This window comes from uncultured Dokdonia sp., assembly GCF_947496725.1.
Classification (GTDB): Bacteria; Bacteroidota; Bacteroidia; order Flavobacteriales; family Flavobacteriaceae; genus Dokdonia.
Map to the genome: position 1 here is coordinate 90,841 of NZ_CANMDS010000003.1, position 13,073 is coordinate 103,913.

10 protein-coding genes and 1 pseudogene are annotated in these 13,073 nt (G+C 36.8%); 9 read left to right on the plus strand and 2 right to left on the minus strand.

Going from position 1 to position 13,073, the window contains the following annotated elements; translation table 11 throughout:
* The first annotated feature begins 3 nt into the window (after positions 1 to 3).
* From Q0948_RS07255 to Q0948_RS07295, 9 genes are all read left to right on the plus strand, one after another.
* A complete protein-coding gene (locus tag Q0948_RS07255) occupies positions 4 to 354 on the plus strand; it encodes a DUF6686 family protein (RefSeq protein ID WP_298351133.1) in 351 nt (116 codons plus the stop codon).
* 290 nt (positions 355 to 644) lie between these two features.
* The gene (locus Q0948_RS07260; RefSeq protein ID WP_298351130.1) at positions 645 to 1,061 is read left to right on the plus strand and encodes a response regulator; all 417 of its coding nucleotides are present in this window, start codon (positions 645 to 647) and stop codon (positions 1,059 to 1,061) included.
* A complete protein-coding gene (locus tag Q0948_RS07265) occupies positions 1,061 to 1,603 on the plus strand; it encodes a heme NO-binding domain-containing protein (RefSeq protein ID WP_298351126.1) in 543 nt (180 codons plus the stop codon). Before Q0948_RS07260 ends, Q0948_RS07265 begins: the two co-directional genes overlap by 1 nt.
* Positions 1,596 to 3,569 (plus strand): PAS domain-containing sensor histidine kinase, encoded by a 1,974-nt coding sequence (locus Q0948_RS07270; RefSeq protein WP_298351123.1) that lies wholly within the window; start codon positions 1,596 to 1,598, stop codon positions 3,567 to 3,569. The genes Q0948_RS07265 and Q0948_RS07270 overlap by 8 nt, the downstream gene beginning before the upstream one ends.
* A gap of 4 nt (positions 3,570 to 3,573) precedes the next feature.
* Positions 3,574 to 4,704, plus strand: a complete 1,131-nt coding sequence (locus tag Q0948_RS07275) for an FIST N-terminal domain-containing protein (protein ID WP_298351120.1) — start codon at positions 3,574 to 3,576, stop codon at positions 4,702 to 4,704.
* Positions 4,705 to 5,736 (plus strand): ATP-binding protein, encoded by a 1,032-nt coding sequence (locus tag Q0948_RS07280; protein WP_298351118.1) that lies wholly within the window; start codon positions 4,705 to 4,707, stop codon positions 5,734 to 5,736. It begins immediately after the preceding gene.
* Positions 5,737 to 6,054 carry an Hpt domain-containing protein gene (locus tag Q0948_RS07285; RefSeq protein ID WP_298351116.1) on the plus strand — a complete coding sequence of 106 codons (318 nt, stop codon included), beginning with the start codon at positions 5,737 to 5,739 and terminating at the stop codon, positions 6,052 to 6,054.
* A gap of 38 nt (positions 6,055 to 6,092) precedes the next feature.
* The gene (locus Q0948_RS07290) at positions 6,093 to 6,812 is read left to right on the plus strand and encodes a LytTR family DNA-binding domain-containing protein (protein WP_298351391.1); all 720 of its coding nucleotides are present in this window, start codon (positions 6,093 to 6,095) and stop codon (positions 6,810 to 6,812) included.
* A 129-nt stretch (positions 6,813 to 6,941) separates the two neighbouring features.
* Positions 6,942 to 9,548 carry a T9SS type A sorting domain-containing protein gene (locus Q0948_RS07295; RefSeq protein WP_298351113.1) on the plus strand — a complete coding sequence of 869 codons (2,607 nt, stop codon included), beginning with the start codon at positions 6,942 to 6,944 and terminating at the stop codon, positions 9,546 to 9,548.
* A 308-nt stretch (positions 9,549 to 9,856) separates the two neighbouring features.
* Here the strand turns inward: Q0948_RS07295 and Q0948_RS07300 are convergent.
* A pseudogene (locus Q0948_RS07300) lies at positions 9,857 to 10,546 on the minus strand (DUF4238 domain-containing protein); the annotation flags it as partial.
* A 399-nt stretch (positions 10,547 to 10,945) separates the two neighbouring features.
* Positions 10,946 to 12,967, minus strand: a complete 2,022-nt coding sequence (locus tag Q0948_RS07305; protein ID WP_298351110.1) for a tetratricopeptide repeat protein — start codon at positions 12,965 to 12,967, stop codon at positions 10,946 to 10,948.
* Positions 12,968 to 13,073 lie beyond the last annotated feature (106 nt).

Consider the following 13,073-nt stretch of genomic DNA (forward strand, 5'->3'; position numbering starts at 1 on the left):
CTTATGTGTACTAATCTCAAAACACTTTCAAAAAATATAGAAGGAGAGCTCTCATACTGCAAGGGGTGTAAGGTATATCATCTTTATTTTAATAATATATACCTTCAGTTTACTCCTAGAGAGTTTAAGGCGTTTACCAAGTTTGTGTATGAGATAGATATAGATTACTGGGAAGCTTCTTGCCAGCGCGCATTGCTCAAGCGTAAGATACCTATACAATCTATGCAACAAAATCTGGCAATGGTTTTTAATCAAAGCGAGCTTAACGCACTTAAGGACTTATTAAAAGTTAGGACCAAAACAAACCGTTTACTCAAGCCTCACGAGATAGACTATATCTCTTTTCTAAATTAAACAAGCGTTAGATTTTCTTTAAGGATGTCCTTGAGAAAAAAAAATGAGTAATTGAGAGCATTATAATTACGACATTTGCTAAGTATTTCAAATTCAGCATATAAGTTGTTGTGAAGTAATATACTAGTAGAAAATATCATTTTGCTTTCGCGAAAGCGTAAAAAACACTCATTTTTACCACTCGTCGACACTTTTCTACCATCCGTCTACAGTAAAATGTGTGTTCAACTATTTTTCATCTAAGAATCAATTTTTAATATTCATATTTGTTGACATTTAAAAATAATGATTTGGGGTCAAAAAAATTAAAAGTTCTTTTAATAGAGGACGATGCTATTGAAGTTATGAAGCTTAAGAGAGCGATAAAAAAGCTCGAGATGCAACACGACCTCATAGAAGCAAAAAATGGAGAAGAAGCGCTTGCTATTCTTAAGGATGAAAATGTGGTTCCAGATATCATATTTTTAGACCTCAATATGCCACGTATAAATGGCATTGAATTCTTGAAAATTTTAAAAGAAGATGAGGTGTTAAGGTATTTACCTACCATCATACTTACAACATCAAGTAACCGAAAGGATGTACTAGAATGTTACAAACACGGAGTTGCTGGTTATATCTTAAAGCCGCTTAAGTATGATGATTACGTTCAGAAAATAGAACGCACACTTAATTACTGGAGTCAGAACGAACTAATAAAAGCATAATGAAAGGAATTGTATTTACAGAATTTTTAGATCTTGTAGAAGATAAGTTTGGACTAGAAATGGTTGACACCCTTCTTGCTAACTCAGAACTTCCGTCTAATGGAGTTTATACAGCAGTAGGTACTTATAGCTTTGCAGAGATGGTGAGTTTACTTACTAATCTAAATAAGGAAACTGGTATCGCTATAGACGACTTATTATTAGTTTATGGAGAGCACTTTTTTAGTGTAGTAAAGAAGAGTTACCCAGAGTTTTTACTTCAATTTAAAGATCCTTTTGATATGCTAGGATCTATAGAAAACCACATACACGTCGAGGTTATAAAAATATATCCTGATGCAGAGTTGCCTACCTTTGAAATTGTTAAACAGACTGAAAATGAGCTGGTAATGATTTATACGTCTAGTAGGGCGATGCACTCTTTTGGTAGAGGATTAATGAATAAAACATTTGAGCATTTTAATCAAAAAGCTACTATCTTAGTCGAGAAACTAAACGATAAGGGTACTGAAGTTAAATTCAGTATCACTGCAGATGAGTGAAGAAAAAATAAAAATGTATGAACGAGCGCTAGCTCGTGAAAAGGCGGCCCGAAAAGAGGCCGAACGTATTCTTGAAGATAAGTCTCGTGAACTTTTTTATAAAGGGCAAGAGCTACAAAAGGCAAATGAACAACTCGAAGGCCTTGTGCGGGAAAAAACCTCAGAACTTAAAGGGGTTTTTGAAAACATAGTTGATGCTTATGTAGTGACCAATCTTTTTGGTGACGTTTTAAAAATGAATGAAGCTGCAGAGCAGTTACTAGATTTTAATCTTTCAGAAAAGAAAAACCTCCTAGACACTTTACATAAAGATGATGTAGAGAAGGCTGCTACTGCTTTTCAAAAATTATACAGCACAGGCTCTCTCACAGGTTTTAATGTAAGGATTGTCGCTCACGGTAAAACAGTACTACTTGAACTCAATGCAAGTATCGTTTATGATGAAAATCAAATCCCAATAGCTGCACAAGGGATTGTACGTGATATAACCGCACAAAAAGCCGCAGAGCGTAAACTTCTCAATTCAGAAAACAGACTCTCTGCAGTGATCTCAAACCTTGAGAGCGGGATATTACTAGAAGACGAGAACAGAAAAGTAGTGATTGCAAACGAGCGTTTTTGCGACTTCTTTAATATGGCTAGTACTCCAGCTGAGCTCATAGGTCAAGATTGTACTAATGCAGCAGAGCGATACAAACACCTTTTTGAAAATGAAGAGCGTTTTGTAACTAGAATTAACACACTTATTAAACTTAAAGAGCAAGTAGTAGGTGATGAATTGCACCTCAAAGATGGCAGAATATTAGAAAGAGATTTTATACCCATCTATGAAGAAGGCATTTACAAAGGTCACCTTACCACTTACAGGGATGTAACATTACATAGAAGGTTTAGAAAAAATATTGAGGCAGAAAGGGCTAAGTACAGTAGTATCATTGCAAATATGGAACTGGGTCTTGTAGAGGTAGATAATGACGACAAGATTCTTATGGTAAACCAGAGTCTTGAAGAAATGTCTGGTTATACTGAAAATGAATTAATAGGCAAGAAGGGTAGTGAAGTACTTCTTGATGAGAGCTCAAGACAGGGACTCATAGAAGAAAATCAAAAACGCCTTGAAGGCTCATCAAACTCTTATGAGGTAGTCGCAGTGACTAAAAAAGGAGAAAAGAGACACTGGCTTATAAGTGGAGCGCCAAATTATGATCTAAGTGGTAATATTATAGGCTCTATAGGTATCCACCTTGACATTACAGCTATTAAAGAACTTGAATTACAAAAAGAGAGTTTATTACAAAAGCTAGCTTCTAGTAATCACGAGTTGCAAGAATATGCACACGTGGTTTCTCACGATTTAAAGTCTCCATTGCGTAGTCTTGATGCACTATTAACCTGGGTGAAAGAAGATAATGCAGAGGTACTGTCAAGCGATAGTTTAGAAAACTTAGACTTGATGGGTACCACGCTAGAGAAGATGGAGCAACTCATATCTGATGTGCTTGAATACTCAAGTGTCTCATCAGATGATAAAGAGGAGGAAGATGTATCTGTCTCTGGAGTAATAGATGATATAGAAAAGTTACTCCACATCCCTGATAATATACGTATAGAGCGAGAAACCACTTTACCTATTATAAAAGCAGATAGAGTGCGTATACAACAGCTCTTTCAAAACTTAATGAGTAATGCCATACGTTACTCAGATAAGGAACAGGGTGTTATTAAAATAGCTTGTAAAGAAGGAAAAACACACAATACATTCTCTGTATCTGATAATGGGATAGGTATTGAGAAAGAATATCATCATAAGATATTTGAGATCTTTCAATCCCTTAATAAACATAAGGACTCTACAGGTATAGGTTTATCTATAGTTAAGAAGATAGTAGACTTGTACTCTGGTGAAATTTGGTTAGAAAGTATACAGGGAGAAGGAACAACATTTTTCTTCACATTAAAAAAATAATAATATGAAAACAGTACAGTTACAGCGACAAAAAGATAAAGAATGGCAGTACCTGTCTGAAAATGTTTCATTAAAATCGCCTTTGGTTCTCGTTTTTGGTAACAGGTATTTGCTTGAGGATGCTGCTATTTATGAAGAAGTACGATCACTGTTTCCAGATGGCCACCTCATTTTTGGTTCTTCTAGTGGTGAGATTGTTGCTGGTGCGGTAAATGATGAGCACATTACAATTACAGCAATTGAGTTTGAAAAGACGCGATTTGAAGTACAAACAACGTCTATTATAGAAGCTCATAATGATAGTGAGCAAGCGGGAAGAACTGTGGTAGAAAAGCTGAGTAAAGAGGGGCTTAAGCACATTTTTGTAATTTCTGAAGGTAGCTCTGTAAATGGATCTGCACTTACAAAAGGAATGCAAGAGGCCGCACCAGAAGTTCTTATCACTGGAGGTCTTTGTGGTGATGATGCTCGTTTTGAGAGAACGCTTGCTTCATATAACCAGCAACCCAAAGAGGGAGAGATTATAGTCATAGGTTTTTATGGAGAAACCTTTGAAGCCTCCTTTTCAATCTATGGTGGCTGGACGCCTTTTGGTCCAGAGCGACTTATTACTAAGTCTGAAGGAAACGTTCTTTATGAAATAGATGGGAAACCAGCATTAGATTTATACAAGAGATACTTAGGAGATAAAGCAGAGGAGTTACCTGGGTCTGCACTCATATACCCGCTCAATGTGAAAAGTCAGGAAAATGAACAATCTTTTGTGCGCACCATACTTAATATAGATGAGGAGCAAAATGCGATGATACTTGCTGGTGATGTTCCTGAGAAGGCTACAGTACAACTTATGATGACTAATATGGATAACATAGCCATTGCATCAGAGACTGCAGCAAGTAGAGCGATGGAAGGAAGAAAAACACCACCAGAGCTTGCGCTACTTATAAGTTGCATAGGGCGTAAACTCGTACTAGACCAGCGTGTAGAAGAAGAGGTAGAGGAGGTAATGAGCGTGATAGGTAATGATACCACCATAGCCGGTATGTATTCTTATGGTGAGATTGCACCATTTTATGGTGAGCAAAGTTGCAAATTGCATAACCAGACAATGACTATCACTTTAATAAGCGAATAGATGAACCCGCTCTTAAAAAGACAAATACGAAAATACCTCCCAGAAGACTTAAAAGATAGAGAAGATCTAGCTGTGTTTATGGATGCTATTAGTGGCTCTTATGACACCTTAGACAATCAGTTCAAAATGACTCAGAGAGCAATGATGCTCAGTTCAGAAGAGCTTTTTGAGGCAAATAAATTATTAAGACAAGAAACAGCTCAGCAAAAGTCATTACTAGATAGGTTACAAGCTGTAATTCATAAAGCAAATCCAGATAATATTGATGAGAATGCAGAGGAGAGAAACCTAGCAGAGTACATAAGTGAGCAAGCAGAAGAGCTTATACGAGTTAATGAAAATCAAGAGTTGTTATTACAAGAACTTGCATTACAAAATCAAGAACTTAACGATTATGCTCATATCGTTTCTCACGACTTAAAATCACCACTACGTAGCATAGAAGCTCTCATAAGCTGGCTACAAGAAGATTATGAAGAGGCACTGGGTGATGACGGTAAAGAGCAAATAAAACTCATCGTATCACATCTAGAAAAGATGGATGCCCTCATCTCTGGTATATTGAGCTACTCCTCTATAGATAAGGACTTACGCAAAGAGCGAGAGATAGATCTTAATGCATTACTAGATGAAGTAGTAAATCTACAAGCTGTCCCTAGTAATGTTGAGGTGATTATAAAAAAGCTACCCGCGATCGTGGCAGATAAGGTAAAAATCCAGCAATTATTTCAGAACCTCGTAGGTAATGCCATTGCAAATATGGATAAACCAGAAGGTAAGGTGACCATAAGTTGCGAGATAGTCGCTCGGGCTCCCAGATTTAAAATAGCAGATAATGGTAAGGGTATCAACAAAGCTTACTTTGAGAAAATTTTTCAGATTTTCCAAAAATTAGATAGTAATACCTCAGGTACCGGCATAGGCCTCTCCATAGTAAAAAAGATTATAAACTTTTACGGCGGTAAGATCTGGCTTGAGAGCGAAGAAGGAGTAGGAACAACTTTTTATTTTACATTACCACATACTACATAAATGGAAAAGCCTAATCTAAGCTACATACAAGAACTTTCAGGTGGAGACGCATCTTTTGAAAAAGTACTCATCGGGGTGGTACAAGCAGAGCTTCCTGTGGAGATCGCAGAATATGAAGAGAATATGAAAAATTCCGCTTTCGCGAAAGCGGCAGAAAACGTACATAAAATCAAGCACAAGCTAGGTATAGTAGGCCTCGTAGATGGGTACGAACTTGCCATCACTTATGAAGCCGAACTTAAAGAAGATAACACACGCCTGGAACAAGCATTTAAAGACATCTTAAATAGCGTCATAGATTTTATAAAAGATTTATAATCTGTAAATTGCATATACAACAATAAATGCCTCATATGTTGAATTGTATAATTGTAGATGATGAAACTGCTGCGAGAACTATAGTCTCGCATTTATGTAGTCAAGTAGATAACCTTACTGTAGTAGATGACTTCCCTAACGCGATGCAAGCGATTAAGTTTTTAAATAAAAACGAGGTCGATCTTATATTCTTGGATATACATATGCCAGATTTTACGGGTTTTGACTTTATAGACTCGCTTAAAAATCCGCCAAAGATTGTTCTCACCACTTCAGACCGTGACTTTGCTATTGAGGCTTTTGAGTACGATTGTATTGTAGATTACCTAGTAAAACCTATTACATTACCTAGATTCCTTAAGGCAATGCAAAAGGTAGAAAGCTTTAAAGCACCTGTGGTTCAAAAAGCAGCTCCTGTTGTACAAGAAGCAAAGCAAGAAGAGTCAGAAAAAGAGATGTATGTAAATATAGACAGGCGTCTCATAAAGATTGTATTTGATAACATATTTCTTATCGAGGCAAAAGGCGACTACGTACTCATAAAAACCGAAGGGAAGAATTATACAGTACACTCTACACTTAAAAAGATAGAAGAAAAACTGCCAGACAGCTTGTTCTTAAAAGTACATCGCTCTTATATCATTAATATTAAGAAAATAGTTGATATTGAGGATAATAGCGTCCTCATAGCAAGAGATGTAATCCCTATAAGTCGTTCTAATAGACCAGAACTTATGAAGCGACTCAACTTGTTGTAATTTAGGTATTTCCATTCGTCTACAGTAAACTACCACTCGTCGATATCACGACTAGTGCTATCGAAAATTAAAAAATACAGAGTATAAACGACCTAATTTTGTTTCTATAATCAAATCCATAGAAGCATAATGAAATCAAATCTTTACTCACTAGCACAACAAGTTTTCTTAGTAGCTTGCTTAGTATGTACTTTTAATGTAAGTGCACAAGACACTCCATTTAACTGTGATTACAGTGCATACTTATTTCAGTATAATGATGTATATGCGATAGACCTAGCCTCTGGAAACTCTTTTCTAGCGGCCGAAAATATAACTACTGGTAACATTAACGCTGCAGCATATAACCCTGCAGATGGTTTTATATGGGGGTATTTATCTAGCCCATCAAAATCTATTGTGAGAATAGGTCAAGACTTTAGCACAACCGTTTTTACTATAGATGCACTTACCACGGGTAATAAGTATATAGGAGACATAAGCGCTACGGGACAGTATTATTTTAAAGCTGGAGGTAGTACGTATTATAAAGTAGACTTAGACCCAACCTCAAGTACATACACAGAGTTTTTAAGCACAGAGACGCTATCACAAAGCATTAACGTGCACGACTGGGCTTTTAATGCAGTAGATAATCAACTATATACTGTAGAAAAAAATTCAAACATACTATACCGTATTAATCCAGAAAATGGAGTAGTGCAGTCACTTGGAGAAGTACCTATCTTATCTGGTCTTAAATACACCTATGGTGCTGTATATTTTGATGCATCAGGGAGATTTTATGTCTCTGCAAACCAGACAGGAACTATCTATGTAATACAAAGTGTGCAAGACCTAACGGGAAGTAATAGTATGGATTCAAACCTCTTTGCTTTTGGACCATCTAGTAATAGTAATGATGGCGCTCGTTGCCCTACTGCACCAGTTTTACAAGAAATATGTGATAACGGTATAGATGATGACGGAGACGGTCTTACAGATTGTGAAGATCCATCTTGCTCTGGATATGGAGACTGTGCAACTATAGATCCAGAAGCTTCTACTGGAAATAAGGGCGGTCTTGAGAGTAACAATAGATTATCTAATGCAATTGCAAAACGTAATTTTAACCGTGCAAAAGAGAGCTATACATTTAATAAAGACCTAGCCCCACTTAAAGAAAAAACAGCAAACTATGGAGTGAGAAATGCACAGTCATTTACACTACAAGATTTTATCCCTCTAGAAGAAATAAATGAAGACTATGTAGTAGAGTCTACTCCAGAAGACCTTGTTGATATTACAAATGCTACAGAAGTATATGCTGTAGACTATATTAAAAATGATATCTCTACCGCTTCTATACTAGCACTCAAAACTGAAAATGGCGTATATGAGCACACTAAGTATATCTGTGATCGTTTACTAGGAGCAGAGCTTACCTCTGTGTCTACCATAGAGATTAATGGACAGCAGTTTATCAAATCCCTTATAAGAAATATAGACGGCAGTGTAGAATTTGTTTTAAGCCTTTCGGCGAAAGAAGTAAATAACGGAGCAGAGTTTGCCGTAGAGAGCCACTGGAATCTAGATCGCTATGAAGAAGAGGTAACCTTTTATAACTTCCAAATATGGGCAAACTCAATAGATGACCTTCATAAACTAGGACAACAATTATTAAACTTACTTGAAGTACAAAAACCAGTAACATCTTATGAGGTTACAACACCACCTACAGTTTTTGTAAAAAGCGGTAGCTATACAAATGGTGCATTACAACTACAGATTGTAAACACAAATGCAACAGAGAGTGTAACCTTTGATGCAGGTATAAGAGCTACAGAGACAAGTGATCTCGTGACAACTACCTCTATAATAGATCTAGGAGAACAGTACATCACAGAAGTTACTATTGACACAGGTTATTTATTTGACATAGGCTTTAGAATAGGAGATGGTATAAACACACCAGATGACTTATTTCTATCTGATGGGCCTTGGGGAGTAGATGCTTCGCAAGATGGTACAGAAGTACTCTCTTATGAGATTACAGAAAATGAGAATACCTATAGTGATGAGGTATATGCTATAGAGCGTAACCTTGCCTTCACAGCAACAACAACGAGTTATGTAGGAGCTTACAGAGCACTTACTCCACGTTTTCAGGCAGTAGATGTAAGTAACTATAACGCACTACAGATGAGTGTAAAAGGAACGGGTAACCTAGAAGTAACCTTTGTAAAAGCAAGCATAGAAAACTGGGAAGAACAGTACAAAGCAACCATTGAGCTTACAGATAGCTATCAAGAGATAGACTTCTCACTAGAGAACTTTGTAAACGGCTCTGGTGCACCACTAGTGCTTGATGATCTTGTAACGATAGTATTTACAATGGTATCTCAAGATGGAACAACACAAACTAAAGAGATGTTCCTTAATGACATAAGATTTGCAAACTCAGAAGCCCTTTCGGTAGAAGATGTAGATGCTACAGTAGAGGCGCTAGCCTTAACAAACTATCCTAATCCTTTTATAGGAGAAACTACGATAAGCCTAGCAAAACCAAGTGCAACGGTACAAATCACAGTAGTAGATATGCTAGGACGCATAGTAGACACGCAAGATATAACAACAAATAATGGAGGGTTAACAGCTGTATACACAGCTCCAAACCTACAGACAGGCATCTATACCTATAAACTAGTAGATAGTGCCTCACAACAACACAGTGGCAAGTTTGTCATAAAGAGATAAGTAAGTAGTTTTTTTGATTTGATTTGATGTTTGGCCATCACCGGGGACGGTGGTGGCTTTTTTTGTGGGGTGGGGTAAAATCTACTTCTAAACGAGAATACTACATTGCTGATTGCGCTTTCGCGAAAGCATACCTCAAGTAAGAGAAATAAAAGATCTTAACGCAGTGTTAAACAAGCTGTTAAAACAAGTCTTTATCTTCATAAACTCAGGAAGTCCTTATAATGAAAATTATAGGTTAAGATTAACTTAGAAGTACTTATTGAGGAGAATTGGACTAGGCTTGTGTTTTAACTTAGCGACTGCATTTAATCAATAAATTTATAAACACTAAAAAAGGTTTTTAAATAATTCTCTCTTCCAAAACATTCTAAATCGGCACTTTTAATCATTTTTGCATTTATTTCCCAAACGAAATCGCAATTTGCCTCTGTTCTTTTAATTCTATTATAGTACAATTTCCCATCTAAACTAATTCCATTTTTATCATTAGCATTTTTTAAAATACAGCAATGCTTAGGGTCAAGAGGTATTAATATAACATTCTCTTTATTAAACTGTTCCTTGAATTTATGGTTAATTAACTCTCCTTTGGGATTAAGTATTAAAAGGGGGTTGTCGCTTGTTATAAATTCAGAGTTATCAACTATTTTTACTATTGTTATTGTTTTGTACTCGTGTGTTTGAATAAAGTCAATGAGTGTATTTCCAATATGACTCGTTTTGTAATCTTCTTTTATTAAATCAATTCTATTTTGAAAACTTTCTGGAACTGATTTAAAGAAATAATTGAATTGTTTCGGTGTTCGACAATGAAGAGATAAGAGGCACATTAAAATTCTTGATCTATCGTCAAGAGATTCTAATTTTGATATTTTTGGGTTGATTAATAGTTCATAATATTTTGGATAATAGTTTTCTATTTCTCTAGAGTAAAATATTGATTCAACAACCATTGGTTCAGTTCCCTTGTCAATAGTATAGAAATGTTCTTTTGTGGTTGCTTTTTTTTAATGACGTAGGTTTCCTTAGCTCAATATTTGTTAATTCTACTTTAGAAACTTTTTTAAATTTTCGAAATATACTGTATCCATCATCAGAGAAGTTTTTTAAGTAACATTTTGGAATTGTATGTTGATCTTTAACTTGTTGCATTCTGATATTACAGTTAATTGCGCACAATAAAGTGAATGAAGCCCCCAATACCTATCGAGATTGCTAGTTTACTTTAATTTGCGGTCTTGTTAGTTTGACCTAAATATACAATGAATATTGTAGTTCTATGTTTCTTAAAACTAATAGTATACTAACACTATGAAGAAGTATAATCTGTATGTTATAACAACAAAAAAACGCCCAGCTGGGCGTTTTTTTAATATCAAATAGCGTCTTCAAGATTACATCTTTATAATTCCTTTTTCAAGCACTTGCCATCTCAGTTTTAAGCCTACTTCCATAAACTCAAATCCTGCTGCGGTTGCAGAGGCAATGTTACTGTACTTACCATAAGCACCCATCTGGAAGCGGTTTGATATCGCATACTGTACTCTGGCTTCTACGCGAAAAAGGGTAGTAGCCTCATCATCTTCTACTACTTGTAAACCTCCTGCTGCGTTTGCAGCATAGCTCCACTTTCCTGCCTGCCCGGTAAGATCTAAAAATAACTCAACTGCTTGGTATTTTGATGGACTGAAGTACAACGTAGGCACTTGATCCTTAAAACCTACATACTGGTAATTGATACCACCTTTAAGCGTTGGGTTTTTTGTAAAGTTGTAGTATAAAGAAGTGAATAGTAAGTTACGAGAGTTTCCATCTGTTTGCTGCGTGTGCATTAAACCAGTATACCACCCTAGATTTATGTTTGTTCCCATATTGTAATTAAGGGAATAGTTATTCATAAAGATTTTTTCATCTAGCAGTGCGGCGTTAAAATCTTGTAACGTCCTGCTGTAACCCACCTCTAAAAACTGAAGCGGAAAAGGTCTTGACTTTACAAAAATAGATCCATTTACATCTGTATACTCATTTGCATCTGCATCTGCTTTTACAAACCCTAGTGTTCCTTCTAGCCAGGTATTATTTATGACTCTATAATGAGCTCCAAGGCTTGCATTTGTGTTATAAGCCATCGTGTTTGTAGTCATATTTTCGGTAGTACGGTAGTTGTAAGAAAATATAGCCTTAAACCTACTTGTAAATGGCAAGGTAGCGGTAAGACCAGCCGAGTATGCTTGGTTATCACCATTATCTTCGGTGTATGCAGCTCGTGTTTCAATCACGGGAGCGAGGCTACTTTCTATAGTTTTCATTAACCCAGTAGCATCTTTCTGGTTAGGGTAGAAGGTTAAGGTATTTTTCGCGAAAGCGTAAGCCTCATCCAGATTACCCTGTGCACGGTATGCATTTGCAATCCCAAGATTTCCGTCAAAAGAGGCACTGTCCTTCTCAAGGATACCGTTATACACCTCGATACTCTTTTTAAAAGTCCCCGTGTACATCCCTAAAGTTGCCTTAAGGGCAGCCACGCGCGCATTAGTCGGGAAGGTGCTTTTAAGATCTGCAATGGCAGTTCTTGCTGTGGCATATTTTCCGTTCCAGATGAGTGCTTGTATGTAGCGCTCGTTTGCGGTAATGATTTTTGTAGTGTCCGCTTTCGCGAAAGCGATACTCTCCTGCGCCAGTGATAATGCAAGCTTGTCGTCCTTCTGTAAGTGAGCAACTAATGATTTACCCACTTGCGATGTTAAGGTATCAGAAAGCTTGCTGTACATTGTGTTTGCATTCTCATAATCCTTCTTTGCGATATAGGTATTTGCAAGCGCGCTTATGATTTGCTGATCGTTAGGCATATCCTCAAGAGCACTTTTAAGTAATTGTATTGCCGCATCATATTGAAAGGCAGTTGTGAGTTGGTTTGCCTTACCTAAACGCATAAACTTTTTTGACACCGCAGCATTTGCATTACCAGGTTGTACGGTAAGTGCCTTGTTTACATAAGCGATTGCCGCGTCATATTCTTTAAGGTTAGAAAGCGTGTTTGCATAACCGAGTAGGGCAGAGAAGCTTGTACTGTCTTTGGCAACGAGGGTTTCATAAAAGTCTTTTGCAGCGCCAAAATCACTATCCCATAAAAGAGACTCGGCATAGTTTAAGCCCACTTCAAAATCTGTAGGGTAGTCTGCTTTTAGGTTTGTAAAAAGTGTTCTTGCTTTGCCACTCTCACCACTCAACCCTAGAGCACGACCGTAACAGAGTCTTGCCGTTTTATTATCTGGGTAGTCTTCAAGCACTTCGCCAAAAAATGTTTTTGCCTCCTCATATTTCCCAGTTTCTAATAAAGTGAAACCTGCAGACATATCTTGGCTGTATGCTGTTGCACCTAATAGGAAAAGAATAATATATGTTAGTTGTCTCATTGCGTATGTTTTACAAGTGCAAGTTATGGCAATATACAAAGGATTCAATCTTAATGTATCTGCAATTCGTCGACACTTATCGTCGACTGGTGGAGGTTGCGTAGAG

Excerpts from the sequence above, each read along its gene's own strand:
- Q0948_RS07275 (WP_298351120.1), top strand. The coding sequence starts at position 3,574 with ATGAAAACAGTACAGTTACAGCGACAAAAAGATAAAGAATGGCAGTAC.
- Q0948_RS07265 (WP_298351126.1), top strand. The coding sequence starts at position 1,061 with ATGAAAGGAATTGTATTTACAGAATTTTTAGATCTTGTAGAAGATAAG.
- Q0948_RS07255 (WP_298351133.1), top strand. The coding sequence starts at position 4 with ATGTGTACTAATCTCAAAACACTTTCAAAAAATATAGAAGGAGAGCTC.
- Q0948_RS07295 (WP_298351113.1), top strand. The coding sequence starts at position 6,942 with ATGAAATCAAATCTTTACTCACTAGCACAACAAGTTTTCTTAGTAGCT.
- Q0948_RS07305 (WP_298351110.1), bottom strand. The coding sequence starts at position 12,967 with ATGAGACAACTAACATATATTATTCTTTTCCTATTAGGTGCAACAGCA.
- Q0948_RS07280 (WP_298351118.1), top strand. The coding sequence starts at position 4,705 with ATGAACCCGCTCTTAAAAAGACAAATACGAAAATACCTCCCAGAAGAC.
- Q0948_RS07270 (WP_298351123.1), top strand. The coding sequence starts at position 1,596 with ATGAGTGAAGAAAAAATAAAAATGTATGAACGAGCGCTAGCTCGTGAA.
- Q0948_RS07285 (WP_298351116.1), top strand. The coding sequence starts at position 5,737 with ATGGAAAAGCCTAATCTAAGCTACATACAAGAACTTTCAGGTGGAGAC.